Annotated in this window: 21 protein-coding genes; 4 read left to right on the plus strand and 17 right to left on the minus strand. The window is 72.4% G+C overall.

All coding sequences use genetic code 11. The annotated features are described in order from the left end of the window. Positions 1-18: 18 nt before the first annotated feature. From ABT295_RS06705 to ABT295_RS06725, 5 genes are all read right to left on the minus strand, one after another. Positions 19-1,014, minus strand: a complete 996-nt coding sequence (locus ABT295_RS06705; RefSeq protein ID WP_352393622.1) for an ABC transporter ATP-binding protein — start codon at positions 1,012-1,014, stop codon at positions 19-21. Next, complete coding sequence (locus ABT295_RS06710; protein WP_352393623.1) at positions 1,011-4,190, minus strand: FtsX-like permease family protein; 3,180 nt, start codon at positions 4,188-4,190, stop codon at positions 1,011-1,013. Before ABT295_RS06710 ends, ABT295_RS06705 begins: the two co-directional genes overlap by 4 nt. A gap of 107 nt (positions 4,191-4,297) precedes the next feature. Next, positions 4,298-5,473, minus strand: coding sequence for a GNAT family N-acetyltransferase (locus ABT295_RS06715; protein WP_352393624.1), 1,176 nt, complete (start codon positions 5,471-5,473; stop codon positions 4,298-4,300). Further along, positions 5,466-5,780 carry a thiamine-binding protein gene (locus ABT295_RS06720; RefSeq protein ID WP_352393625.1) on the minus strand — a complete coding sequence of 105 codons (315 nt, stop codon included), beginning with the start codon at positions 5,778-5,780 and terminating at the stop codon, positions 5,466-5,468. Before ABT295_RS06720 ends, ABT295_RS06715 begins: the two co-directional genes overlap by 8 nt. 114 nt (positions 5,781-5,894) lie before the next feature. Then, positions 5,895-6,902, minus strand: coding sequence for a GNAT family N-acetyltransferase (locus ABT295_RS06725; protein WP_352393626.1), 1,008 nt, complete (start codon positions 6,900-6,902; stop codon positions 5,895-5,897). Between the two features lie 202 nt (positions 6,903-7,104). On the opposite strand from ABT295_RS06725, the gene ABT295_RS06730 reads away from it, so the two are divergent. Then, positions 7,105-8,004: a hypothetical protein gene (locus ABT295_RS06730; protein ID WP_352393627.1), complete on the plus strand. Its 900-nt coding sequence runs from the start codon at positions 7,105-7,107 to the stop codon at positions 8,002-8,004. A 55-nt stretch (positions 8,005-8,059) separates the two neighbouring features. Here ABT295_RS06730 and meaB read toward each other — a convergent pair whose 3' ends face one another. The 3 genes from meaB to ABT295_RS06745 form a co-directional block, all read right to left on the minus strand. Beyond that, positions 8,060-9,025, minus strand: a complete 966-nt coding sequence (gene meaB, locus ABT295_RS06735; RefSeq protein WP_352393628.1) for a methylmalonyl Co-A mutase-associated GTPase MeaB — start codon at positions 9,023-9,025, stop codon at positions 8,060-8,062. 17 nt (positions 9,026-9,042) lie between these two features. Beyond that, the gene (locus ABT295_RS06740; RefSeq protein WP_352393629.1) at positions 9,043-10,248 is read right to left on the minus strand and encodes an acetyl-CoA C-acetyltransferase; all 1,206 of its coding nucleotides are present in this window, start codon (positions 10,246-10,248) and stop codon (positions 9,043-9,045) included. 129 nt (positions 10,249-10,377) lie between these two features. After that, complete coding sequence (locus ABT295_RS06745) at positions 10,378-12,105, minus strand: L-lactate permease (RefSeq protein WP_352393630.1); 1,728 nt, start codon at positions 12,103-12,105, stop codon at positions 10,378-10,380. A gap of 74 nt (positions 12,106-12,179) precedes the next feature. Between ABT295_RS06745 and ABT295_RS06750 the strand changes: the two genes are divergently transcribed. Then, a complete protein-coding gene (locus tag ABT295_RS06750; RefSeq protein ID WP_352393631.1) occupies positions 12,180-12,854 on the plus strand; it encodes a GntR family transcriptional regulator in 675 nt (224 codons plus the stop codon). 9 nt (positions 12,855-12,863) lie between these two features. Here ABT295_RS06750 and ABT295_RS06755 read toward each other — a convergent pair whose 3' ends face one another. The 6 genes from ABT295_RS06755 to ABT295_RS06780 are packed head-to-tail and all read right to left on the minus strand — an operon-like array spanning position 12,864 to position 20,440. Next, complete coding sequence (locus ABT295_RS06755) at positions 12,864-14,651, minus strand: gamma-glutamyltransferase family protein (RefSeq protein ID WP_352393632.1); 1,788 nt, start codon at positions 14,649-14,651, stop codon at positions 12,864-12,866. Then, a complete protein-coding gene (locus tag ABT295_RS06760; protein WP_352393633.1) occupies positions 14,648-15,769 on the minus strand; it encodes an ABC transporter ATP-binding protein in 1,122 nt (373 codons plus the stop codon). The genes ABT295_RS06755 and ABT295_RS06760 overlap by 4 nt, the downstream gene beginning before the upstream one ends. Further along, positions 15,766-16,818, minus strand: coding sequence for an ABC transporter ATP-binding protein (locus ABT295_RS06765; RefSeq protein WP_352393634.1), 1,053 nt, complete (start codon positions 16,816-16,818; stop codon positions 15,766-15,768). Before ABT295_RS06765 ends, ABT295_RS06760 begins: the two co-directional genes overlap by 4 nt. Beyond that, complete coding sequence (locus ABT295_RS06770) at positions 16,815-17,708, minus strand: ABC transporter permease (protein WP_352393635.1); 894 nt, start codon at positions 17,706-17,708, stop codon at positions 16,815-16,817. The genes ABT295_RS06765 and ABT295_RS06770 overlap by 4 nt, the downstream gene beginning before the upstream one ends. Then, on the minus strand, positions 17,705-18,661 hold the full coding sequence (locus ABT295_RS06775) for an ABC transporter permease (RefSeq protein ID WP_352393636.1): 957 nt from the start codon (positions 18,659-18,661) through the stop codon (positions 17,705-17,707). The genes ABT295_RS06770 and ABT295_RS06775 overlap by 4 nt, the downstream gene beginning before the upstream one ends. A 3-nt stretch (positions 18,662-18,664) precedes the next feature. Further along, entirely contained in the window at positions 18,665-20,440 is a 1,776-nt protein-coding gene (locus ABT295_RS06780; protein ID WP_352393637.1) for an ABC transporter substrate-binding protein, read from the minus strand. Positions 20,441-20,561: 121 nt separating this feature from the next. Between ABT295_RS06780 and mce the strand changes: the two genes are divergently transcribed. Beyond that, positions 20,562-20,996, plus strand: a complete 435-nt coding sequence (gene mce, locus ABT295_RS06785) for a methylmalonyl-CoA epimerase (RefSeq protein WP_352393638.1) — start codon at positions 20,562-20,564, stop codon at positions 20,994-20,996. Between the two features lie 19 nt (positions 20,997-21,015). On the opposite strand, the gene ABT295_RS06790 is transcribed toward mce, so the two are convergent. The 3 genes from ABT295_RS06790 to ABT295_RS06800 form a co-directional block, all read right to left on the minus strand. Continuing rightward, positions 21,016-23,442 (minus strand): hypothetical protein, encoded by a 2,427-nt coding sequence (locus ABT295_RS06790; RefSeq protein WP_352393639.1) that lies wholly within the window; start codon positions 23,440-23,442, stop codon positions 21,016-21,018. A 132-nt stretch (positions 23,443-23,574) separates the two neighbouring features. Further along, positions 23,575-24,393 (minus strand): polysaccharide deacetylase family protein, encoded by an 819-nt coding sequence (locus ABT295_RS06795; RefSeq protein WP_352393640.1) that lies wholly within the window; start codon positions 24,391-24,393, stop codon positions 23,575-23,577. A gap of 4 nt (positions 24,394-24,397) precedes the next feature. Next, a complete protein-coding gene (locus ABT295_RS06800) occupies positions 24,398-25,069 on the minus strand; it encodes a DUF998 domain-containing protein (RefSeq protein WP_352393641.1) in 672 nt (223 codons plus the stop codon). Between the two features lie 279 nt (positions 25,070-25,348). Here ABT295_RS06800 and ccrA point away from each other — a divergent pair, with 279 nt between their 5' ends. Continuing rightward, positions 25,349-26,689 (plus strand): crotonyl-CoA carboxylase/reductase, encoded by a 1,341-nt coding sequence (gene ccrA / locus ABT295_RS06805; protein ID WP_352393642.1) that lies wholly within the window; start codon positions 25,349-25,351, stop codon positions 26,687-26,689. Positions 26,690-26,704 lie beyond the last annotated feature (15 nt).

Genomic DNA, 26,704 nt, shown 5'->3' on the forward strand with positions numbered 1-26,704 from the left:
GCACGGATGTCGTGTGCGTCACACCGGCCTCGTCGGCGCGTCGTCGCGCCCCACGACATCCCCACCTTCCCCACGCTTCCCGGCGTCCTCGGCCACCTCGCCGGTCCCAGCGTCCCCGGCATCCTCGGGGGCCTCGAGCCGCCACCCCGTGCCGTCGTGCCGGAGGCGGACGAGCGCGCCCGGTGGGAAGTCGTCGAGCGCCGCCCCGGGCAAGGGCACGGACCCGTCGGCCGACACGACGGCATACTCCTCCCCGAGGCGCCCCTCGGCCCCGACCCGTCCGTCGCGGATCGTCACGGTCCGCGGCAGCCGGGCGGCGACGTCGGGGTCGTGGGTCACGACGACCACCGTGGAGCCGAGCCGCTCGTTGACCTCGCGCAGGGCGTCGAGCACCCGGTCGCGCGACTCGTGGTCGAGCTGGCTCGTCGGCTCGTCGCCGAGCACGAGGCCCGGGTAGCAGGCGATGGCCACGGCGATGGCGGTCAGCTGCAGCTCGCCGGGGGTGAGCCCGGTGAGCGAGCGGTCGGCGAGGCCGCCGATGCCGAGCAGGTCGAGCACCTCGTCGGCAGCGGGCACGTCGCGGCCGAGCCGTCGGGCGCGCGCCTGGGCGAAGTCGACGTTCTGGCGCGGGGTGAGGTAGGGCAGCAGGTTGCGCGCCGCGCCCTGCAGGAGCAGGCCGACGTCGCCGGCACGGAAGTCGTCGAGCTGGGCGGCCGTCAGCGCCTTGAGGTCCCGGTGGCCGATGTGGACCGCCCCGGCGCTCGGCACCGTCAGGCCACCGAACACGGTGAGCAGCGTCGACTTGCCGGCCCCGCTCGGTCCGAGCAGCCCGACCACCTCCCCCGCCGACACGCGCAGGTCGATGCCGGAGAGCGCGGCGACGTCGTGCCCCTCCGAGCGGTAGATGACGACGAGCCCCCGCGTCGTCACGTCGAGCCCCCGCCCTGCCGCGGCGGACGGGGTGGCGCCGTCGCCGGGCGTGCGTGGCGCGTTCGACGTGCGGGCGGCGCTCATGCGCTCTCCCGCACCCGCGCGACGGTCGAGCGCCGCGCGAGCCAGAGCCCGAGCACGACGGCCACCACCGAGAGCCACACGACCGTGGCGAGCGCCGCGAGCGCCATGGCCCCGAGGTTGGGGGTGAGGTCGGCGACGAACACGTCCGAGGGCGTCGTGAAGAACGGGATGAGCGCGAGCGAGAGCCGCGACCCGAGCGCCCCGCACAGGGCGCCGACGACGACCGCGAGCACGATGACGACGAGCTGCTCGGCGATCCCGACGCGTCGCACGGTCGACGCGGGCACCCCGGCCAGCCGCAGCGCGGCGAGGTCCTTCGAGCGCCCCCGCCACGAGGTGATCGTGACGAGGACGAGCACGAGGGCTGCGAGCAGCAGCGCGAGGCCGCCGACCACGAGGCCGAGACGCAGCCCCCAGGCCGACGCGGAGCGGTCGTAGGAGTCGAGCAGCTCCGCGCGGTCGGTGACCGAGCGCACGCCGATGCCGGCGCCGTCGAGGGCCGTCGTGACCGCCTGCAAGCGGGAGCGGTCGCCGACGAGGACGTCGAGCGAGCCGGTCGCGTAGAGGCGCCCGGCCTCGGCGGCGAGGGCGTCGTAGTCGACGAGGACGACGTTCGTCACCCCCTGGGGGCCGTATGCCGCGCGCGCCTTCTCGGTGACCGGGACGGTGTTGCCGCTGAAGCCCGTGACGCCGTCGGGTGCCCGGGTCGGGCCACCGGGCCCCGGCACGACGATGGCGGGCAGCCGGGGTCGGGTGAGGGTCGCCGAGATGACGCCCCCGGTCGAGCCGAAGCGGAGGTCCATCCGTTGCGGCGCCGCGGGGTCCACGGTGATCGCCGCGAAGCCGGGCACGCCGGCGGCCGCACGGTCGAGGGCGAACGGCGAGCCGTACGACTCCCACTGCTGCGCGCCGAGCGGCAGCGCGGGCGCCGTGCCCGCGCGGATACCGAGCACCGTCAGCCGTCCGACGACGGCGCGCACCTCGTCGGGGTGCCGGTCGACGGAGATGCCGACGAGGGTGCAGGGGGCGGCCCCGCACGGCACGCGTGCCGTGAGGGTGCGCGGGCGGGCGGTGTCGAAGGGCACGAGGCCGAGGGAGACGGTGGCCCCGCTGCCGTCGGGCCGCTGGAGCGAGAGCGCCACGGGGACGGCGTTCGGCGGCCGGCGCCGGCCGGGCGTCGCACCGTCGAGCCCCGCGCCGCTCGCCGCGACGTCGGCGGTCACCGTCACCGCGACCGACGGGCCAGTGAGCACGGTCGACGGCGAGGCGGGCGCCGCGAGGGCCGACCACGGCGGGCCGGCGCCGGTGACCTCCGAGGATCCCGAGGCCGCCGAGGCCGCCGAGGAGGCGGACGCGCTCGCCGTGGCGGGGGCGCCGCTCGCGGGCAGCGCGATGCGGGGCATCGCGCTGGGCACGACCGCCACGGTGCCGAACGCGCTCGCGTTCGGCGGGAGCAGCCGGGCGAGGGGCACGGCATAGCTCGACGACGGGTCGATCATGCGCAACGTCGAGCGCAGCAGGGCCGGCTCCTCGGAGTCGGTGTGCAGCACCACCTGTGCGCCCGCCTCGAGCGTGGCCCGCCCGTCGCGGTTGCGCGCGGCCGTGAGGTAGGCGTCGGTGACGAAGACGGTGAGCGCCGTGGCCACCGTGACGATGGCGACGACCCGGCGCACCGCCGGGCGACGCGCGACCTGCACGGCGGTCAGGCCCGTCACGGCCCGGCCCCGCCCGAGGGCGAGGCGTCCGACCCCGCCCGCGACGGGCACGAGGAGCAGGGCGAGCAGCAGCCCGACCGCGAGGGCCAGGAGCGCGGGCGTCGCCATGGCGACCGGCCCCGACACGTCGCCCGTGACGATGGCGACCACGCCGGCGGCCGCGACGGCGATGATGACGGCGTCGAGCAGCCCGATCGCGAAGCCGCGCTGGCGCGGTGGGATGCGCCGCAGGAGGGAGGGGATCGGCTCGCGCAGCACCGGTCGCGACGTGACGACGACGGCACCCACCCCGGCGACGAGCGCGAGCCCGGCGGCGGCATACGCGGTCCACGGGACCTCGAAGGGCACTCCGGCGGGCAGCCACACGCGGCTCGCGACGAGGTCGGCTCCGACGGCGAGGCCGAAGCCGACCGGCACGCCGAGCGCCACGAGCAGGCCGAGCTCCGAGACGAGCATGCGGCGGACACCCCGGACGCCGTCACCGCGCAGGCGCGCCAGGGCGATCTCGGGGCGCCGCTGCTCGACGGCGGCCGACGACGCGAGTCCGAGGATGACGAGGGAGAAGAGGGCGAGCTGGCCGAGCAGGAGCGGCACGAGCACCGCCGCCTGGGCCTGCCCCGCGACGACGGTGCGGCCGATCTGGTCGAGGCCGCTCTGCACCCGCGGCGCGGTCGAGCCGCCGGTCGACGACGCGGACGCCGCCTCCAGGGCCGCGATGCCGTCGACGAGCCCCGGGAGCGCGTCGACGGAGAGCTCGTCGCGGCGCAGCGTCGCGGTGAGCCGCAGCGTGCTGCCCGTCGGTGTCACGTCGAAGAAGGCGGGCGCGACGATGGGCGTGTCGACGCGGGGCACGGAGCCCAGGCCCACGGCGGCCTGCGTGCCCGCCCGCCCGGTCAGCCGCACGCCGAACCACGCGCCGTCGTCGTCGAGCGCGTCGTAGGTCCCCGAGACCCGCACGCGCCGCTCCTCGTCGCCGGGCGCGAGCTGGCCGCCGGGCGTCGCCACGAGCGGCACCCGGTCGCCGGTGCGCCAACCCTCGAAGGCCGCCTCGGCGGCCGAGACGAGCACCTCTCCGGCGGTCGTCGGGCACCGGCCCGTGATGATCTTGACGTCGGCGCAGCCCGCGAGGGGGGCGTAGGCCGTCGTCTGCACCCCCTGGCCACCCCGACTCGGCGCCATGCCGAGCACGACCTGCCCCGAGACGAGCGCCACCGGGGCGTCGAAGGCCGACCGGACGGTCTCCGGCACGATGCGCTGCACCTGGGCCGGCGACGGCACGGCCCTCTCGGTGCTGCCCTGCTCGACGACGAGACCCGTGTCGACGACGGACGCCCGAGCCAGGGCGTCGCGGAGCAGCCCGTGCTCGAGGGCGCGCGCGTAGAGCGGGCCGAGCACGGCGCTGCCGACGACGAGCGCCGACAGCAGGACCAGCGCCGCCGCCTGCGCGCGCCGGTGCGTCACGGCCGCCCACGTGCGCGCCGCCCGGGAGGAGGTTCTCGTCGGCGCCCCCGCCCTGCCGCGCGTGCTCGGTCCCCCGCCGGCGCTCGTGGCTGCTCTCGTCCGCCTCGTCACCGGCGCCGCACCACCCGTCCCTCGTCGAGGTGGACCTCGTGCCGGGCGGTGGCGGCCGCCTCCGGGTCGTGGGTCGCCATGACGACGGTGCGCCCGGTGGCGGCGAGGTCGTGCAGCAGGGCGAGCACCCGCTCGCGGTTCGCGTGGTCGAGCTCCGAGGTGGGCTCGTCGGCGAGGAGCACGAGGGGCTGCGACGCGAGGGCGCGGGCCACCGCGACGCGCTGCTGCTGGCCGCCCGAGAGCTCCTCGATGAGGTGGTTGCCCGAGTCCTCGAGACCCACGGCTAGCAGCGCCTGCTCGACCCGGTCACGCGCCTCGCGCGCCGGCAGGCCGGCGGCCACGAGGGGGACGAGGCAGTTCTCGGAGGCGGTGAGCACCGAGGCCAGGCCGTTGCCCTGCGGCACGACGGCGACCCCGAGCCGAACCGTGGCGTCGCGGGCCGCCCGCGGCGAGACCTCCGCCTCGCCCACCGTGACGCGCCCGGCGCACGTCGCCGTGTCGGCCAGGGCCCCGGCGAGCGCCCACAGGAGCGTGGACTTGCCCGCGCCGGACGGACCGGTGACGGCCAGCACCCCGCCCGGCGCGGCCTCGACCGTCACGCCGTCGAGGGCCACGACGTCTCCGAAACGGACCCCGAGTCCCTCGGCGCGGACGGTGCCGGCCGAGGGGGCCTGCGGCGTCAGGCGCACCATGCGCATCTCGACCGTGCCGGTCGGGTCGTGCTCGGCGCGCCCGCCCTCGTCGACGAAGCCGCGCCGCGCGTAGAAGGCGACGGCGCGCGCGTTCGCCTCGACGACCCAGAGGCTGGACTCCCGGTCCCCGAGCAGCTCGTCGAGCAGCCGGTCGGCGACGCCCGTGCCCCGGGCCGCCGCCGTCAGGTTGATGGCATGGAGCTCCCACTGCGTGGGTGCATCGTCGTCGCGGCTCGGTCCGGCGCTCGCGAAACCGGCGATGCCTCCGTCCGGGCCCACGACGACGAGCGTGCGGGCCTCCCCCGCTGCGTCGACGCGACGCCGCCAGCCGGCGGCGCACCGCTCGTCGCTCAGGCCCGCGAGGTAGTCGGCCGGCATGACGTCGGCGTAGGCCTCACGCCACACCGCCATGTGCACACGGGCGAGCTCGTCGCAGTCCTCCGCGACGAGCGGCCTCAGCTGCCAGTCGGACTCACTCATCCCGCTGGCGGTCGAGGGCATCCTCGAGTCGTTCCAGCTTGCCGTCGAGCTCGCCCGTGAAGCCCGGACGGATGTCGGCCTTGAGCACGAGCCCGACACGCGGGGAGCTCTCCGCGAGCACGTCGCAGCACCGCTTGACGACAGCCATGCACTCGTCCCACTCCCCTTCGATCGTCGTGAACATCGCGTCGGTGCGGTGCGGCAGGCCCGAGTCGCGCACGATGCGGATGGCCCGGGCGACGGCGTCGGACACGGAACCGGTGTCGTCGGCCGCGACGGTGGGGGCGACGGAGAAGGCGAGGAGCATGACGACACCGTATGCCGCCCGTGCCGCCGGATGGCGCCGGGGCCACCCGCGTTCGTCGGCCCAGCCGGCCCAGCCGGCCCAGCCGGCTCAGCCGGCTCAGCCGGCTCAGCCGGCTCAGAGCAGCTTGCGCACCGTCAGGGCCTCCTCGACGACCCGGAAGCCGAGGTCGACGTTGATCTGCACCATCCACGGGTTCTGCTCGTCGTTCATCGTCTGCACCGAGCGCCGGCCGGGGGCGAGCCGGGCGAGCTCCGCCAGGTTGGCCGCCTTGACGGCCATGCCGAGGCGGTGGCCGCGGTGCTCCGGGAGCACGAGCGTGCCCCACTGGAAGACGATGTCGGGGTCGCCCGTCGGCACGGCGAGGTCGGTGTACGCCGCGACGACGCCCGTGGGCCGGTGGACGGCGACGGCCGTCACCATGGTGCGGCCGGTGTCGCGCAGGTGCGTCAGGAGCGTCTCGTAGTCCTCGACCGTCATCGACTCGGGCTCGAACTCCACCTCGCCCGTGGGGGCGTCGAGGATGAGCCGGTTGGACGCGTCGCACACGCCCTGGCGCAGCTCGGCCGGCACCCCGTCGACGTGCACGCTGAGCTCGTAGTCGTCGCCCATCGCCTCGGCCGCGCGACGCAGCTCGGTCGTCAGCAGCTCCGGCGCCACCGGCAGCGGGAGCGACCGGACGATCTCGACGCTCGTCACGGAATACCCTCTGCGCAAGGCGAACTCGCGACTGGTGTGCGTCTCGCGGTCTCCGACGGGGACGAACACCTCCGTGAGCAGCATGTCCCGGCGGGCAGCCCGGGCGCGCTCCTCCAGCCAGTCGGCGAGGGCGGTGCCGACGCCCTGCCGCCGGTGCGCTGGGTCGACCTCGACGTGCGACCAGCACTTGTCGCGGTTGTCTCGCTCCGGGACGAAGAGACGGGCCCAGCCGACGGGTGCGCCGTCGACGGTCGCCACGGCCGTCTCCTCGCGCTCGCCCGGGAACTCGAAGCGCACCATCTTGAGGAACTCCTCCTCGGTGCGGCGCACGGGCTGCACGCGCGACACGGCCTCGCTGCGTGCGGCGAGGCCGTGCAGCTCCTTGAGCATGACGTCGTCGTCACGGTCGAGCGGGAGAATGTCCATTCCCCGACGGTGGCACCACGCTCACGGGGCGCGCCATCCATTTACGGGCCCCGACCCGGCTGCCGGGCCCTCCCGACACAGGACCTGCCGGGGCGTGGCTGCGCGCCTGCGGGCGGACGGCCGCGTCGCGCGGGTCGGTGTGTCGGGGTGGCCTGTGGAGAGCGCGCTCGCGAGCCCGCCCGACCCGGGCACGCTTCCGGGCATGGAGGCGGAGGCAGCGGTCCGGAGGCTCGGGGGCACCGCGACCCGTGCGGAGCTGCGCCTGCTCGTGCCGAGGCGCCGCCTCCGCCGCGCCGTCGAGCTCGGTGTCGTGCTGCGTCCGCGGGCCGGGCGCTACCTGCTCCCCGAGGTCGACACCACCCGGGCACTGGCCCACGAGCTGAGCGCCGTGGTCTCGCTGCGCTCCGCCGCGCTCTCCCACGGCTGGAAGGTCAAGACCGTCCCTCCGCGGTCCGAGGTCACCGTGCCGCCGGGTCGCAGGATCACCTCGCAGACCTGGGCGCGGGCCTCGGTCCTCACCTCCGCGCTCGAGCACGCGGAGGTCGTGGCCGGCGTCACCGCGCCGCTGCGCACCGTCGTCGACTGCGCCCGCCACCTGCCTCTGGACGAGGCGCTCGCGATCGCCGACTCGGCACTGCGCTGCCGGGACGTCCGTCCCGCGGACCTGGCCCGTGCCGCACGGGACGTCCGGGGACCGGGTCGGCCGCGGGTGCTCCGCGTCCTGTCGCACGCGTCGGGCAAGGCGGCGAACCCCTTCGAGTCCGTGCTGCGCGCCATCGCCCTGGACGTCCCCGGGCTCGACCTGCGGCCGCAGGTCGGCATCGCGGTCGCCGACGGGATGCGGGTCGTGCCTGACCTCGTCGACTCCGGGCTCGGCATCGTCGTCGAGGCCGACAGCCACGAGTTCCACACGGGCAGAGGACGACTGACGCGCGACTGCTGGCCCTACGACGAGCTCGTGCTCGAGGGGTGGAGCGTCTACCGCTTCACCTGGGACCAGGTCATGTTCCGGCCGGCGTGGGTCCGGTCGGTGCTCGTCCGCGCCGAGCGCCGGGCCCGCACGACACAGGAACTGGTCGCGCTGGCACGGAGCCGCGCCTGAGCCGGCCGGGCGCCGACCGGTTCGGGGGTCGGCGAGGAACGCTGCCGTCGCCGGCTCAGGCGCCCACGTTCTCCACGAGGCGGTCGGCCGCCGCGTAGGGGTCGAGGCGGCCGGCGAGCACCTCGCGCGCGAGCGCGGCCACCCCCTCGTGCCCCGCGAAGCGCGCGAACCGCGACCGCAGGGCCGCGAGCGCGATCGACTCGATCTCGTCCACCGCGCGGCGCTCCCGGCGGCGGCGCAGCTCGCCGCTCTCCTCGAGGTGGGCCCGGTGCTTGTCGAGCGCCTCCATGACCTCGTCGACGCCGATGCGCTCTGCCGCGACGGTCTTGACGACGGGCGGTCGCCACAGTCCCGGCTCCGTGCGGTCACCGAGCGAGATCATGTGCCGGAGGTCGCGCACCGTGGCGTCGGCGCCGTCGCGGTCGGCCTTGTTGACGACGAAGACGTCGCCGATCTCGAGGATGCCGGCCTTGGCCGCCTGGATGCCGTCGCCCATGCCGGGCGCGAGCAGCACGACCGAGGTGTCGGCGAGCCCGGCGACCTCCACCTCGGACTGGCCGACCCCGACGGTCTCGACGAGCACGACGTCGCAGCCGGCGGCGTCGAGCACCCGGATCGCCTGGGGCGTCGTGAAGGAGAGGCCGCCGAGGTGGCCGCGCGAGGCCATCGAGCGGATGTAGACCTCGGGGTCGAGCGCGTGGTCCTGCATGCGCACCCGGTCGCCCAGGAGCGCGCCGCCCGAGAAGGGCGAGCTCGGGTCGACCGCGAGGACGCCCACCCGCAGGCCCCGCTGCCGGAAGGCCCCGACGAGAGCCGTCGTCGTCGTCGACTTGCCGACCCCCGGCGAGCCGGTGAGGCCGATGACCCAGGCCCGTCCCGCGTGGGGGGCCAGCGCGGCCATGACGTCACGCAGGGCGTCGTGGCCGTCCTCGACGAGCGAGATGAGACGTGCGACCGCACGCGGCGAGCCCGCCCTGGCCGACTCGACCAGGGCGGGGACGTCGACGGATCGGCGTGCCACGAAAGGGGTTTCGGCGCTCAGGCGGTCTTCGGCACGCGCACGACCAGGGCGTCGCCCTGACCGCCGCCACCGCAGAGCGCCGCCGCGCCCACGCCGCCGCCGCGGCGCTGGAGCTCGAGGGCGAGGTGGAGCGCGATGCGCGCGCCCGACATGCCGATGGGGTGGCCGAGCGCGATGGCCCCGCCGTTGACGTTCACCTTGTCGAGGTCGATGCCGAGCTCCTTGGCCGAGGCCAGCCCGACGGCGGCGAACGCCTCGTTGATCTCGACGAGGTCGAGGTCGGCCGGCGTGATGCCCTCCTTCTCGCAGGCCCGGGCGATGGCGCGGGCGGGCTGCTGCTGGAGCGTGGAGTCGGGGCCGGCGACCATGCCGTGCGCGCCGATCTCGGCGAGCCAGGTCAGGCCGAGCTCCTCGGCCCTGGCCTTGCTCATGACGACGACCGCGGCGGCGCCGTCGGAGATCTGCGACGCCGAGCCCGCGGTGATGGTGCCGTCCTTGCTGAAAGCGGGGCGCAGGCCGCCGAGCGAGGCGGTCGTCGTGTCGGCGCGGATGCCCTCGTCGCTCTTGAAGACGATCGGGTCGCCCTTGCGCTGCGGGATGCTCACGGGCACGACCTCGTCGTCGAAGAGCCCGTCCTTCCACGCCTTGGCGGCGAGCTGGTGGCTGCGTGCCGAGAACTCGTCCTGCTCCTCGCGCGTGAACGCCTGCTCGCCCGTGTTGGCCTGCTCGGTGAGCAGCCCCATCGCCTGGTCGGTGAAGGCGTCCCAGAGGCCGTCGAAGGCCATGTGGTCGCGCATCGTCACGTCGCCGTACTTGTAGCCCTCGCGCGACTTCGTCATGAGGTGCGGCGCGTTCGTCATCGACTCCTGACCGCCGGCGACGACGACGTCGACCTCCCCCGCGCGGATCAGCTGGTCGGCCATGGCGATCGCGTTGATGCCGGAGAGGCAGACCTTGTTGATCGTCAGCGCCGGCACCGTCATCGGGATGCCCGCGGCATGGGCTGCCTGGCGGGCCGGGATCTGGCCGGCGCCGGCCTGCAGCACCTGGCCCATGACGACGTACTCGACCTGCTCCGGGGCGACGCCCGCCTTCTCGAGGGCGCCCCGGATGGCGACGCCACCGAGGTCCGATCCGGAGAAGTCCTTGAGCGAGCCGAGCAGACGCCCCATGGGGGTGCGCGCTCCGGCGACGATCACGGAGGTGGGACGGTCAGCAGTCATGGGTGAAGCCTCTTCCGACGTCATTGAAGGTGTCCGCACACTGTAGTCGCGAGGCCCGGGAGGGCCCGAGCGAGCATGACCAAGGGCACAGTCCGTCCGGCAGGCTGCGGCCGCCGGCCCGACGGCGGGTCAGAGGAGCGCCGTGAGCCCGACCGTCGTCGCCACGGTCGCGACGAGGAGCACCGCCGCCGGGAGCAGCGTCATCCGGAGCACGGCGCCGCTCGAGGCCCGGTCGCCGCCTACGGCGCTCAGGCCGAGGACGATGACGACCGGCGCCAGCGAGTTGCCGATGTTTCCGCCGGCGAGCTGGCCGGCGAGCAGGGCGGGTCCCGGGGCGTCGATGAGCTGGGCGACCTCCACCTGGAAGGCGGAGAAGAGCGCGTTGGAGCTCGTCGTCGAGCCGGTGATGAACGACCCGAGGGCTCCGACCACAGGGGCCAGGAACGGATAGCCCGAGCCCGCGGCGGCCGCGGCTCCCCTGGCCACCGCCGAGACCATGCCGCTGTCGACGAGCACCCCGGCCACGGCCGCGAGCAGGAGCACCGACGGCGCAGACTTGCGGAACTGCTTGAGGGCGGCCAGCCAGACGGCCCCCCAGGCGTGCCGTGGCCAGTCACCGTTGCGCTTCCACACGAGGAGGCTGAGACCCGAGGCGACGAGCAGGAAGGTGCCCGGGTGGCCGAGCACGGCGATGGGGTTGTAGGTCGACACGGCCGGGTTGGCCACGCCCTCGCCGGTCACCGTGGCCGGGAACGACGGGCCGAGGAGCAGGTGGGTCTTCGCCCAGGCCCGCACCGCGGGCGGCAGGAAGACGAGCAGCGCGACGGCAGCGAGCACGGCATACGGGATCGCGGCGGCGCAGGCCCGCGCGCGCTCGGCGGCGGCCTCGACCGGCGTCCCAGGGGCGGGCTGTCCGCCGGCGTCGGCCTCGACCTCGCGGACACCTCCGGCGTCGAGGTCTGCGCGCACGTCGGCGTCGTCGCGGCGCTCGACCGGTCGGGAGCGCCCGCGCCGGACCGCGCGCAGGAGGAAGACCGTGGCGATGCCCGCCGCCCCGCCGCCCAGCGCCCCGATGCCGGGCTCGAGGTGCGCGACCGCCGCTTGGACCAGCGCCATCGCCGGACCGACGGTGACGAGCATCGGCCAGGCCTCGCGCAGCGCGCGACGCCCACTCGACATGACCGCGACGAGCACGCCCGACAGGAGGCAGTTGACGCCGAGGGCCAGCGACGCCGCGGCCGCGAACGACACCGTCTCGGCGCCGTCGAGGTGGCCGGTCAGCGCGCCCATGTAGAACGACGAGCCCATCGAGCCGAACCCCACCGCCCAGTGGTAGCCGACGAGCGGGAGCGCGACGGCCCTCGGCACGCTGACCCCGAGCGCGACGAGCAGCGGCGCGGCGACGGCGATGGGGGTGCCGAACCCCGAGACCCCCTGGATGAACGACGGGAGCACCCACGCGAGCAGCAGCACGTTCTCCGTGCGGCTCGGCAGCACCCGCGCGAGGGAGCGCCCGAGCGAGACCATGCCGACCCGGGTCGCGAGGTGGTGCATGAGCAGCGCCGGGCCGATGACGTAGAGGATCCAGACCCCGACCCAGGCCCCCTTGCCCAGCCCCACGGCGACGGTCAGCGGTGGTGCCCCGAAGGCGAGCAGCGCCGTCGCCAGCGCGTAGGCCACCGTGACGCTCGCGTTGACGAGCATCGAGAGACGGCCCCAGAGCACGAGCGCGAGCAGCAGCACGACGGGGCTGACCGCGAGGGCCCAGTCGAGCACGCCGACGCCGGCGACCCCGGCGGGGGCGCCGTCGACGGCCGTCGCAGCCGTCGGGGTGAGGTTCAGCAGGGCAGGGAGCACAGGATTGTCCTTCGTATACGATGCGGCACAGCAACGGCACCAGGAGGGTCCGTCCGCGGCGAGGGAGATGTGGCGTGGTCGAGCCCCAGACGATCGGCAGCAGCCACCTCGCGCTGCGCGACCAGGTGCTGGCCGAGCTGAGGCGGCGCATCGTCGACGGCGACTACCCGCCGGGCGAACGGCTGACGGAGGACCGCCTGGCCTCGGACTTCGGCACCTCGCGCAACCCGGTCCGCGAGGCGCTGCGCGTCGTCGAGGCGGACGGCCTGGTGACGCTCGTGCCGCGGCGCGGTGCGGTCGTCGCGACGCCCGACGCGTCGGCGGTCTCCGAGCTCTTCGCGGTGCGTTCCAGCCTCGAGTCCGTGGCGGCCCGGCTCGCCGCCGAGCGCGCCACGCCGGCCCAGGTGGCAGAGCTGCGGGCGCTGCTCGAGAAGGCACGGGAGGCCACCGAGCGCGGCGACCTCTCCCAGGTCGCGGAGCTCAACAGCGCCTTCCACATGCGCGTCACCGAGCTCTCCGGAAACCGTTGGCTGCGAACGCTTTCCGCCTCGGTCTACCTTCACGTGCACTGGATCTTCCGACTGACGGCGGCCCACCGGGCACCGCACTCGTGGCAGGAGCACATCCGCCTCGTCGACGCCATCGCCGACGGCGACGGCGACGCCGCTGCGATCGCCGCCCAGGTGCACGTCGACGCCGCGGCACTCGCCGCGGCGGCCGACGTCACGAGTGCTCCCGAGAAGGGCTGAGCGCCGCACTCAGCGACCGACGGCATAGCCCTGCATGCCGCGCGGGTTGGCCGCCGCGCGCAGCACGCCCGAGCCGGGGTCGCGGGTGACGGCGCAGAGCCGCCCTTCGCTCCACGGGTCGCCGAGCCGCACCTCGTGCCCGCGCGCCCGGAGGTCGCGCACGACGGCGTCGCCCAGACGGTCCTCCACGACGAGCACCCCGGGCTCGACGGCACGCGGCCAGAACGAGCCGGGGATGGCGTTCGTGTGCCAGGCGGGGGCGTCGACGGCCTCCTGCAACGAGGTGCCCTGCACGATCGTGCGGAGCAGGAAGAGCAGCTGCCACTGGTCCTGCTGGTCGCCGCCCGGCGACCCGCAGGCCATGACGGGCTCACCGTCGCGCAGCACGAGCGTCGGGGTCAGCGTCGTGCGGGGACGGCGACCCGGCGCGAGCGACGAGGCGAGCCCCTCCTCGAGCCAGAACATCTGCATGCGGCTGCCGAGGCAGAAGCCCAGCTCGGGGATCGTCGGGGAGCTCTGCAGCCAGCCCCCGCTCGGGGTCGCCGAGACCATGTTGCCCCAGCGGTCGACGACGTCGACGTGGCACGTGTCGCCCCGGGTCTCGCCGCGGCGGTCGACGGTGGGCTCGCCGAGCGTGGCGTCGGCACCCACGGGACGGTCGGGGCCGCTCCCCCGCAGGTACGCGGCGATGCGCGGCTCGCGACCGTCCGGCCGGCCGGGCCGCACCTCGAGCGACGCACGGTCCCCGACGAGGGCCGCACGCTCGCTCGCGTAGGCCGGCGACAGCAGGGCGTCGAGCGGGACGTCGCCGTCGCCGTACCACGCCTCGCGGTCGGCGTAGCTGAGCTTCATGACCTCGGTGATCGCGTGGATGCCGTCGGACGTGGACGGGTCGAGCGCCGCCTCGTCACCGAGCGCGTCGAGCAGGCGCAGGCTCTGGAGCAGCCCGGGACCCTGTCCCCACGGGCCGGTCTTGGCCACGGTGTGACCGTGCCAGTCGACGGTCGCGGCCTCCTCCCAGGTGGCCGAGAACGCCGCCAGGTCGTCACCGGTGACGAGACCCGAGTGCCGTTCGCCGCTGGAGTCGCGGAACGCCTTGCGGGAGAAGGCATCGACGGCCTCAGCGACGAAGCCCTGCGACCACGCGCGTCGCGCCGCCTCGATCTGCGCCTCGCGGTCGCCGCCCGCCGAGCGCGCCTGCTCGAGCAGCCGCTCCAGCGTGTCGGCCCACGCCGGGTTCGTGACGAGCGACCCCGGCACCGGGGGCCGGCCGTCACGGAGCCAGAGGTCGGCGGACGTCGTCCAGTCGTCGGTGAACAGGTCCTGCACCAGGCCGATCGTGGTGCAGACGCGCTCGAGCACGGGGTGCCCGTGCCGGGCGTAGCCGATCGCCGGCTCGAGCACCTCCGCGAGCGTCCGGGTGCCGTGGTCGCGCAGCATGAGCAGCCACGCGTCGACCGCGCCCGGCACGGCGGCCGCGAGGGGGCCCGACCCCGGCACGAGCTCGAACCCCTCCGACCGGTAGTGCTCGATCGTCGCGCCCGCCGGCGCCGGCCCCTGCCCGCAGAGCACGCGGGGCGTGGGGTCGTCCGCCGTGGCGATGACGGCCGGCATGTCGCCGCCCGGCCCGTTGAGGTGCGGTTCGACGACGTGCAGCACGAAGCCGGCGGCGACCGCGGCGTCGAAGGCGTTCCCCCCGAGCTCGAGCACCCGCATCGCCGACTGCGAGGCGATCCAGTGCGTCGTCGACACCATCCCGAAGGTCCCCTCGAGGGTGGGTCGGGTCGTGAACGTCATTCGCTGCTCCTCGGGTCGGGCGCGTCGGTGGTCGTCGCGTCGGTGGTCCGGGCGTCGGTGGTCGCGTCGGTGCGCACGTCGGGACCGGTGCCGTCGTCGGCGACGAGGTGGCAGGCCACCTCGCCGGCGCCCACGCTACGCAGCGCCGGCACCTCCGACGAGCAGCGGGCCACCGCCACCGGGCACCGGGTGTGGAACCGGCACCCGGACGGCGGGTCGATGGCCGAGGGCAGGTCGTCGCCGAGCAGCACCCGGGTGCGTGAGCGCTGCACCACGGGGTCGGCGACGGGCGCGGCGGCGAGGAGAGCCTGCGTGTAGGGGTGCTTGGGGTTCGCGAAGACCTCTGCGCGGGAACCGTGCTCGACGATCTGACCGAGGTACATGACGGCGATGTCGTCCGCGAGGTACTCGACCGCCGCGAGGTCGTGGGTGATGAAGAGGCAGGCGAAGCCGATGTCGCGCTGGAGGTCGGCGAGCAGGTTGAGCACCGACGCCTGCACCGAGACGTCGAGCGCGCTCGTGGGCTCGTCGGCGACGAGCAGGGCCGGCTGCGACATGAGGGCGCGCGCGATGCTGACCCGCTGTCGCTGGCCGCCCGACAGCTCGTGCGGGTAGCGGCGGGCGACCTCGGGGCGCAGGCCGACCCGCTCGAGACCCTCCGCGACCCGGGCCTCGCGTTCCTGCCGCCGCAACCGGCCGGCCGAGAGCCGGAGCGGCTCGGCGACGACGTCACCGACGAGCATCCGCGGGTCGAGCGAACCCGCCGGGTCCTGGAAGACGATCGACACGGTGCGCCGGTGCTCGCGGAGGCGACGGCGCGACAGGCTCGTCACGTCGACCCCGGCGAGCCGCACGGTGCCCGAGGTCGGTTCGAGCAACCGCACCACGCAGCGACCGACGGTCGACTTGCCCGACCCGCTCTCCCCCACGAGCGCCGTGACGGCCCCCGCACGGATCGCGAGCGACACCCCGTCGACGGCCCGCACCGGCCCGAAGTGCATGACGAGGTCGTCGAGCCGGAGCACCGGCTCGCCCGACGGGTCCGCCACCGGGCGGTCCCCCGCCGTGCCCGTCGCGCCGGCCGTCCCAGCCGTCCCGGTCGTCGGTGTCGTGGTCATGCGATCTCCTCCTGGGCGGGCCGCCCCTGCTCACCCCGGGGGTGCCAGCACGCGACCGCGTGCGAGGCGGGGCGACCGGGAGCGGTGGCGAGGGGCGGCGCCGACGTCCGGCACCGCTCGTCGGCGGCCGGGCAGCGGTCTGCGAACGTGCAGGCGTCCGGCTGCTCGCGCAGCACCGGCACGAGACCCGGAATCTCCTTGAGGCGGTGGGTCCCTGCGTGCCGACCGGCCGTCGGTGTGGCGGTGAGCAGGCCTGCGGTGTAGTGGTGCTGCGGACGCTCGAAGAGCTCGCCGACGCCGGCGCGCTCGACGACGCGGCCGGCATACATGACGACGACGCGGTCGGCGACGTCGGCGATGACGCCGAGGTCGTGCGTGATGATGAGGATGCTCGTGCCGAGCCGGTCGCGCAGGCCCCGGAGCACGTCGAGGATGCCGGCCTGCACGGTGACGTCGAGCGCCGTCGTCGGCTCGTCGGCGACGAGCACCTTCGGCTCGCACGCGACGGCCATGGCGATCATGACGCGCTGGCGCATGCCACCCGAGAGCTGGTGCGGGTAGGCACCGACGCGCTCGCGCGGGGACGGGATGCCGACGAGGGCGAGCAGCTCGACCGCACGCTCCCGGGCCTCGCGGCGGCTCAGCCGCTCGTGCACCTGCAGCACCTCGCCGATCTGCCGCCCGACCGTCAGCACCGGGTTCAGCGACGTCATCGGCTCCTGGAAGATGTAGGCGATCTCCTGACCCCGGGCAGCGCGCAGGCGCCGCGCATCGGCACCGACGAGCTCCTGGCCCTCGAGACGCACGGACCCCGTCACGGTGGCGCTCCGGGGCAGCAGACCCGCGAGGCTCATCGCCGTCACGCTCTTGCCACAGCCGGACTCGCCGACGATGCCGACGATCTCGCCGCGGCCGAGGCTGAGGTCGACGCCGTCGACGGCGCTGACGTCGCCGCCCTCGCCGCGGAACCGGACCGAGAGGTCGGCCACCTCGAGCACGGGCGCGGCCTGTTCGTGGCCGAGCACCGGCTCGGCTCTCGTCGCCGTCATGATCGGCTCCCCTTCGGGTCGAGGGCATCGCGCAGGCTGTCGCCGAACACGTTGAAGGCCAGGGCGAGCAGCATGATGGCGACGCCGGGCAGGACGGCCGCCCACGGCGCGCGGGCCGCGAACTGCTGCGCGTTGGCGAGCATGGTGCCGAGGCTCGGGTCGGGCGGCTGGATGCCGAGGCCGAGGAACGAGAGCACCGCCTCGCCGAGGATCGCGGCCGGGATCGCGACCGTGGCCTGCACGAGCACGACGGAGGTCGCGTTCGGCAGCACGTGGCGCCAGAGCACCCACAGGTCACCCGCGCCGTCGACGACGGAGGCGGCGACGAAGTCGAGCGAGGAGATGCGCAGGGCGTCGGAGCGCACGACGCGGATGACGCCGGGGATCTGCGCGATGCCGATGGCGATCGCCGCGTTGCCGAGGCTCGCTCCGCGGATCGCCGCCAGGCCGACGGCGAGGATGAGGAACGGGAAGGCCAGCATGAGGTCGGTGAGGCGCGAGATGACGCCGTCGACCGCGCGGAAGTAGCCCGACGCGAGCCCGAGCGGTACGCCGACCACGAGCGCCGTCGCCACGGCGAGCAGCGCCACGACGAGCGAGGCGCGCACGCCGAGCATGATCCGCGAGAGCACGTCGCGGCCGAGGTCGTCGGTGCCGAGGAGGTGGCCGGCCGTGCCCGGGGGCGCCAGGGTGTTGGCGAAGTCGGTCTGCTCGGGGGCATACGGCGCGATGACGGGGGCGAGCGCGGCCACGACGACGGCCACGAGGAGCACGACGGCGCTCGTGACGGCCAGCGGGTTGTGCACGAGGCGGCGCAGCACCCGCGCGCGGGGGGCGTCCGAGCGGCCCCGCGTCGTGGCTGGTGCGTCGGCGAGGGCGTCGACACTCATGAGGCCTCCCCGGCCACGCGGACGCGTGGGTCGATGACGGAGTAGAGCAGGTCCACCGCGAAGTTGATCGCGATGTAGGCCGTCGCCGTCACGAGCACGACCGCCTGGATGACGGGGTAGTCGCGCTGGAACACGGCGTCGATCGTCATCTTGCCGAAGCCCGGCAGCCCGAAGATCTGCTCGGTGACGACGGCCCCCGAGATGAGGCCGCCCAGCTGGAGCCCGACGATGGTGACGACGACGATGAGGCTGTTGCGCAGGGCGTGCCGCGTGACGATGGTCCGCGGCCGCAGGCCCTTGGCCCGCGCCGTCCGCACGAAGTCGGTCGAGAGCGCGTCGAGCATCGACGACCGCGTCTGGCGCATGATGACCGCCGCGAGCCCGGTCCCGAGGATGAGCGAGGGCAGGATGACGTGGTGGAGGTTGTCGAGCACGTCCTCCGAGAGCGGCACGAAGCCGGATGCCGGGAAGAGCCCGGTCGCGACCGAGAGGTAGAGGATCGCGACGAGCCCGAGCCAGAAGTGCGGCACCGAGAGCCCGAGGAGCGCGAAGACGTTGGCCACCCACTCCTCCGGGCGGCCGCGGCGCACGGCGGCGACGACGCCGGCACCGACGCCGAGCAGCGTCGCGACGACGATGGCGATGAGCGAGAGCTCGACGGTGACGGGCAGCGCCGTGGCGAGCATCTCGCTGACCGGCTGCCCGGTGCGGATCGAGGTGCCGAGGTCGCCGCGGACCGCGCTCGAGACGTACTTGCCGAACTGGACGAGCCACGACTCGTCGAGGCCGTACTTCTCACGGATGGCGGCGAGCGCCGCCGGGCTGCGGTCCTCACCCGCAAGGGCGAGGGCCGGGTCGCCCGGCAGGGCCCGGACGCCGACGAACACCACCACGGTCGCGAGGACCAGGGTGAGCGCCGACTGCCAGGCCCTGCTGAGGAGGTAGCGACGCATGGGTCAGGACGCCAGCCCGGCGAAGGCGACGCGGATGACCCCGTCCGGGAAGACCTGCACGCCCTTGACCGTGTTCGAGACACCCGTGAGGTTGCGCTGCCGGTAGAGGTAGATGATCGGCTCGTCCTTCTGGATCTGCGCCACGGCCTTGCCGTAGAGCTCGCGCCGCTGGGCCGGGTCCTGCTCCTCGCGGGCCTGGTCGAGCAGGTCGTCGAGCGCGGTGCTGCTGTAGCCGGAGACGTTCTGGCTGCCGCCCGTCCGCAGGAAGTTCGTGATGTTGGCGTCCGGGTCGATGCGCCCCGACCACCCGAGCTGGAGCACGGAGAAGTCACCGCGGTCCTGCTGGTCGAGCAGGGTGGCGTACTCCACCGGCTTGATCTGCAGGTCGAAGCCGCCCTCCTTCACCATGGCCTGCAGGGCCTGGGCGAGGCGCAGGCTGTCGGGGTTGTTCGACGTGATCATCTCGATCTTGACGGGGGTGCTGACGCCGGCGTCCTGCAGCATCTGCTTGGCCTTGGCCGGGTCGTGCGGGGCGCACGTCTGGGCGGCCTCGGACGTGAACTCGGTCGTGGGCGAGATGGGCGAGCAGGCGACGGTGTTGAGGTCGTTGAAGATCACCTTGACGAGGCCCGGGCGGTCGATCGACAGCTCGAGGGCCTGGCGCACCATGGCGTTCTTGGCCTCGGGGCGGTCGATCGGCTTCGGAGGAGTGCCCACCCCGTCGACGTTGCCGAGGTTGATCGTCAGGCCCTGGTAGCCGAGCGACTGCGACTGGAGCACCGTCAGCGCGTCCTCGCCCTGCAGTGCCGGCACGTCCTGGGCGGACAGCGAGTCGGCCACCTGGACGTCACCGGAGCGGAGGTTGGCCGACCGGATGCTGGAGTCGGTGATGATCCGGTAGGTGATCTTGTCGAGGTGCACCTTGGCGGCGTCGTAGTAGTTCGGGTCCTTGACGACCTCGATGGAGTTCTGCGGCACGCGCTTGGAGAACTTGAACGGCCCGACGCAGACCGGGGCGCTCGCGAAGTCGTCACCGAGCTTCTTCGCCTGGGTGGGGCTCACGATCATGCCGGCCCGGTCGGTGAGCGCCGCGGTGAGGGGCGCGAAGGGCTTGGACAGCGTGATGACGACCGTCTTCGCGTCGGGGGCCTCCACCTTGTCGATCGGGCCGAGCTCGCTCTTGCGGGCGCTGGCCTCGAGCGTCAGCTCGCGCTCGAGGCTCGCCTTGACGGCGGCCGCGTCGAAGGCGGTGCCGTCGGCGAACTTCGCCCCCTCACGCACCGGCACCGTGACGGTCAGCCCGTCGTCGCTCGTCGTCGGCAGGGCCGTCGCGAGCTGCGGCACGATCTGCGCCTTCTCGTCGACGTCGTAGAGCTTCTGGCACATGGTGTGGAAGACGTAGCGCGAGTAGAGGCTGCGCGACAGCGCGGGGTCGAGCTGGTCGGGCTCGGCCGACAGCGCCATGACGAGGTCGCCACCCTGCTTGACCTGGCCGTCCTGCGCGGGCTCGCCGAAGGTGTCGGCGGCCTGCGCGGCGCCACCGCCGGCCGCGCCCGTGCCGCCGGCCGTGCTGCCGGAGCCCGACGTCGCCGGGGTGACGGCCGAGCAGCCGGCGAGGGCGAGGGCCACCGCGGGCACGGCGAGCGCCGCCAGGGGCCGCACGCCGCGGCGCCGGGAGCGCACCGGGCTCGGGTCGAGCGCGTCGAGCCGGTCGCGCTCGTCGGTGCCGTGGAGACGGTCCGGCACGGGGGCTGAGGGGGTGCTGCGGTCGGTCGACATGGTTCTCCTCCGGGGAAAGGGGGCCGATCTGCAGGACCGTATCCTGTATACAGTCGACAATGTGGCTTAGGACCGCCCCAATCCACGGCACCGGCTCGACCGTGCTCGTAGGGTGTCGGGCATGACGACGCCCCTGTTCACCCACATCGACCACGTCGGCATCGCCGTGCCCGACCTCGACGCGGCCATCGCCTTCTACGCGCAGGCGTACGGCATGACGCTGCTCCACGAGGAGACGAACGAGGAGCAGGGCGTGCGCGAGGCGATGATGGCCGTCGGCGACTCCGGCTCCTGCATCCAGCTGCTCGCACCCCTCTCCCCTGAGTCGACGATCGCGAAGTTCCTGGACCGCAGCGGCCCCGGCATCCAGCAGCTCGCCTACCGCGTCGCCGACATCGATGCCGTGTGCGCGACCCTGCGCGAGCGCGGCCTGCGCCTGCTCTACGACACACCGAAGCGCGGCACGAGCGACAGCCGGGTCAACTTCATCCACCCCAAGGACGCCGGCGGCGTCCTCGTCGAGCTCGTCGAGCCTTCACCCCCATTGGTGCTGTAGACGGGACGGGCGGCCAAGGCTAAGAACGCGGAACTTTCATATATTCTGCAATTTTGGACTCCAGATCCTTGCGGAATTGCATGAACCCCCATGCTCTGGATTCTCGCGCATCTCGATTCCAGTAGTTGAAAAGACTGTCCACCCTTCGCGCCAAGGAACCGGACTGCGGGCTCAATTTTTGAGCCCGTGTCAAATAGGTGAAAGCAGTGACGTACGGATGCTCAGTGACCCTATCAATCGAGGCAGCACGCGCCGCATCGACCGTTTGCATTCCTTCGAAAAACAGGGCTTCATCCAAGACCTCGCCTGCGCACGACTGCCGCAACAAAACCGTCGCCAGCGTATTTAAGCTAAAAGCATCCGCATGCTTATGAACTGCCAGCCTAGCCCATGATTCGGCACTACCAAAGCGTGGCGGCCACGCAGCGAGTTCAGTCAATGCGCGCTGTTCCCAGTAACGAGCATTCCACTCATAATGGTCGTGCAGTTCATCGTAAAATCCAACGGCGCGATCCACACCTAACGAGTCAACAACTCGAGCGGAGTCCATTAACCGGCCACACAGTCGGGCTTCCTCCGTGCGAGCCGCGATGGCTGTCGGGTGAATGTACGGCGACAACGCGGTAGCCAACGAGAGTGCCGACTGGAACCGATCTTCAGGCTGAAGCATTCGCCGTGATACTCGAGACGCCAGTCCGCGATGACGTGCGGAGAACTTGTCACCAGCGCTCGTAAGCACGCGCGTCAGCGATTCACCCGCAACAATTCTCTTGACGTCGTTGACGGGCATTCCAAGAGCCCGAGCGCAGATAGCGAACTTCAAGGAGTGGCCAAGTTCGGCTGCCAGAAGAGCCAAGTCCAGGACCTGCTTCTCCTCTGCAGCCACACTCCGAAGGGACGACTCATACCGATATTCGAAGGCGGCACCCCTGGAAATGGCCGAAAGCGCGTCCAACATGTCACCCCGGTGTTCCTTCGCCACGAAGTCGTATCGGCCCTTGGCGTTACGATCTACCAGTGTATTGAGTCGAGCATGCACCTCCAACGTTTTAAGCATCCCTTTAATTTCTTCAGGATCCAGCCTGTCCTTAATATGCGTGGTCACCAAGTCACACTCGGGCCAGGACACGCCAGGGACTCGGGCAGTACGCATAGCAGTTGAAATGACTATCGGCGTGCCCGACGACTTGGCTACTTCGGCTAGAGTTTTAAGGGCACCGGGATACTCCTCGAGGTACGGAATTCTCAAGATTTTGCGCATTCCACCGAGCGCCACAGCTTGGATCGCAGCAGGAGAAAATGCCGAATCGGAGACATACTCGAGAACCTCATATCCCGAATCTATGCATTTCTGCAGGAAGCGCAGTTCGGCAGTGGTGGTTCCGGATAGATCTCCATGGAATAGGTAGACCCGAACGCCTTTGAAAGAGAAAAGCTCTCCATCCGAAGTTGGAGCGGCTGTGCGCGGAAAATCCAGATTCTCTCGAATGTCCCCCCACGCTGGCTCGTCACCAGAAAAGAAGTCATGCTCCTTATCGACACGATAAGAGGGTGTTATAAATGTCTTCAGAAACAAGAGATCGTTCGGACTAATGCCTTTGGAAACCTCCACCGCGTCACTAGGAATGGCGTGCAGGGCATCCTCCCATCGCTCTTGCACCTCTTCGAAGAACGACTCAGCAGACATCGCTACAGGAATCAGTCCAGCCTTCTCAAATCTAAACTTCTCTACATCATTAAAGCTTGGTTTTACCACGAGGCTTGGCGCGCCAGTAGAAGAGGGCCTCCGCGACATTAGAGGCAGTGCGATGTCAAATTCGTCGACAAGGCCAGCCCCTACGACTATGAACGGCTTACCGTCGGCCCACTCGTCCATGAAAACATGGTGAGAAGCTCCTGCATCCCTAACTGCATTGAGGTATTCCAGAGTACCAAAAACCAAATCACCCTTCGCTGCTCGTCCATGCAAGTGCACCATTTGGACGTGCTCAAAGGGTTGCCGATGCACAGTCCAAGCATCTCGCCACGAGGAGACGTGCAGATCTTGAGCCGCGAGACCGTCGAACGTCTTCTGATAAGCATTCACGACGACATCGTCGATGTTCAAGTTCCAAATAGTGCGCCAAGGGACTCGCACCAGGTCGGCGTACCAGTGAGGGACGGAGCAGTCTTGATAAAGGGACTGTACTAGATTCTGAGGATTGTCAGACGCACTGTTGTCCTCATACGCTCTTTGAGCGTAGTCGTACATCTCGCGAAGGCTGGAAATCTCCTCAGGAAGACCGTAGACCTTTGCCAGCTTCAGCCTTAGGCCGTCACCGGACAGCAGACGTTCACCGGCAGCGTTGGTTGAACCCATACTTGCCCCGGCGCCGAGCAACAACGAGTACGATCCCAGCACCAGCGACTCAAGCACGTCATCCCATGGCACGCTGCTCACAAACATCACTCCAAGTCGCCGTCGGTCTTCGCACGACAGAGACTACTGAACAAGCAGACGTTCAGAGGCACAAGGACCCATAGAAACTCGAATCGCGCCTGGTCAATAGATCTTGACTTGCCTTTCTGCATCGCGCTCTCAAACCTCTGATGATTCGCCGGCTTGCCCGGCTGCGATGAGGTCCTGCACCGGCACCCCGCGGAGGCCGTCCCGGCGCAGCTGCTCGAGCAGCCGCGGCAGCGCCTCGACCGTGCGCGACCGGTCGATCTCCTGCGGGTTCGGGCCGGCGATGCGGCCACCGTCGTGGGCGAGCACGACGTCACCGGGGCGGAGCCGGGCCGCCACCTCCTCACCGGCCCTGGTGGGCCCGTCGGCCAGGGCCGACTCGAGGCAGGCGCTCCAGAAGACCGACCGCAGGCCGAGGTCGCGGGTGCGCGCGGCGACGACCCGGCTCGTCCACCCCCGCGGCGGCCGCACGAGCCGGGCGCCGTCCGGGTCGTGCGCGGCCACGGCCGCGCCGCCGCGCCGCAGCTGGTCGGTCACCGTCGCGCCGTCGACGCGGTCGAGCCACAGGTGGTCGTGGGTGTGGTTCGCGAGCCGGTGCCCCTCGGCGACGACCCGTGCCGCGAGGTCAGGATGCGCCTCGACGTTGCTGCCGACTGCGAAGAAGGTTGCGCGGCAACCGAACTCGCGCAGGATGTCGAGCACGGCAGGCGTGTAGCACGGGTCTGGCCCGTCGTCGAAGGTCAGGGCCACCCACCGCTCCGCCGTGCGGACCCTCGTCACGCCGGCCGGGTCGGCGTCGTGCCGCAGGGCCGGGCTGTCCGTCTCGCGCCCGGGGCCGCCGGGGTGCAACGCCTCGTCGACCCGGGGCCACGCGACGAGCGCGCACAGGCCGAGGCCGCCTGTCACGACCGACCGTCGCGACACGGCCGCGAAGACGTCCCCTGGCTGCACGGCGTCAGTGTGGCGCAGCAGCTCCCCGCGCGTGGCCGTTTCGGCCGTGACCGACCCGAAGCAGCCCCACCGCGACGACGGCCAGCCACGGGTAGGCCGGCCACAGGGCCAGGCGCTCCAGACCTCCGACCCACGTCGCGCCACCGAGGCGCAGGCCGAACCCGGCCGCCGCGGCCAGCGTCACCGAGCCCACGACCCAGCCCGCCACGACGACCCCGCGAGCCACCGCGCCCGAGCGGCGCAGCGCCTCGGCGGTCACGAGGACGGCGAGCGGCTGCAGCACGAAGACGGGCAGCGCCGCCACGACGTGCAGGCCCGGTTGCTGGTCGACCGGAACGAGACCGACCGCCGCCGCCGCGAGCGCCGAGACGACCCACAGGCCGACCGCCACCGTCGCCCGCCGCCCCGCACCGAGCGCCGGCCGCAGCAGCACGGCCCCGGCCGCCCGGAGCACGCCGAAGACGACGAAGGCCGCGTTCATGCCGACGTGCCACGGCGAGCACACCTCGATTGGGCTGCCGCCGTGGCCCGGTGCGCACGAGAGCATCCCGAGCGCGCTGATCGTGTCGTCGCGCAGGGAGTAGGTCACCGACGCCGCGGCCGCGACGAGGAGCTCGACGAGCAGGTATGCCGGCTGCACGAGCCAGCACCCGAGCCCCGCCTGTCTGCCGCGCACCCCCAGAACCTACCCGCCCCCTCCCCGCCGGTCCCTCCACCCGCACCGACGGACCGCCACGAGCACGCCGGGGCGGCGCGGTCCACGTGTCGCGGCCACACGGCATACGGCGTCGTGGCGGTCGGTCGGCACACCGAGCACCCCGCGCACCGGCTCGTGACCCAGGTCACCTGTGGTGGCCGTCATACAACCGGCTACCCGTCGGTCACGTCTCGCTACGTTCGGTGGCAACACGCACTGCCTCGACCGACCAATGACGCTGCGACGTAAGGACCTTCAATGCAGGCCATCCGCGACGCCATCCTCTCCGGCGACCGCACCCCGGAGACCTACGCGACCATCGAGATCCCCGCGACGTATCGCGGCGCGACCGTCCACAAGGACGAGGTCGGCATGTTCGAGGGCCTGCCGACGCGGGAGAAGGACCCGCGCCGCTCGCTGCACATCGACGAGGTGCCGGTGCCCGAGCTCGCCCCGGGCGAGGCCCTCGTGGCGGTCATGGCGAGCGCCATCAACTACAACACGGTCTGGACCTCGATCTTCGAGCCCGTCTCGACGTTCGGCTTCCTCGAGCGCTACGGCCGCACCTCCGAGTTCGCCAGGCGCCACGACCTGCCCTACCACGTGGTCGGCTCCGACCTCGCCGGCGTCATCCTGCGCACCGGACCCGGCGTCACCAAGTGGAAGCCGGGCACCGAGGTCGTCGCGCACTGCCTCTCGGTCGAGCTCGAGGACGCCGAGGGCCACAACGACACGATGCTCGACCCGCAGCAGCGCATCTGGGGCTTCGAGACGAACTTCGGCGGCCTCGCCGAGCTCGCCGTCGTCAAGGCGAACCAGCTGATGCCCAAGCCCCGGCACCTGACCTGGGAGGAGGCCGCGTCGCCCGGTCTCGTCAACAGCACCGCCTACCGCCAGCTCGTCTCCAAGAACGGCGCCGCGATGAAGCTCGGCGACCGGGTGCTCATCTGGGGCGCCTCGGGCGGCCTCGGCTCCTACGCGACGCAGATGGCCCTCGCGGGCGGGGCGACGCCGATCTGCGTCGTCTCCTCCCCGGAGAAGGCCGAGATCTGCCGCGCCATGGGCGCCGAGCTCATCATCGACCGCAACGCCGAGGGCTACCGCTTCTGGAACGACGAGGGCACCGCGCAGGACCCCAAGGAGTGGCAGCGCCTCGGCAAGAGGATCCGCGAGCTGACCGGCGGCTACGACGTCGACATCGTCTTCGAGCACCCGGGCCGCGAGACCTTCGGGGCGAGCGTCTACGTCGCGCGCAAGGGCGGCACCATCGTCACCTGCGCCTCGACCTCGGGCTACCTGCACGAGTACGACAACCGCTACCTCTGGATGAACCTCAAGCGCATCGTCAGCTCGCACTTCGCCAACTACCGCGAGGCGTGGGAGGCCAACGAGCTGATCAACCGCGGGCTCATCCAGCCCACCCTGAGCAAAACCTACCCGCTCGACGAGGTCGGCCAGGCCGCGCTCGACGTCCACCGCAACGCCCACCAGGGCAAGGTCGGCGTGCTCACGCTCGCGCCCGAGGCGGGTCTCGGCGTCACCGACCCCGACAAGCGGGCCGCCCTGGAGGGCGCGATCAACCGGTTCCGCAACCAGTAGCCGGCGTGCCCCCGC

The sequence above is a fragment of the Terrabacter sp. NPDC000476 genome, from assembly GCF_040300125.1.
GTDB lineage: Bacteria > Actinomycetota > Actinomycetes > Actinomycetales > Dermatophilaceae > Terrabacter.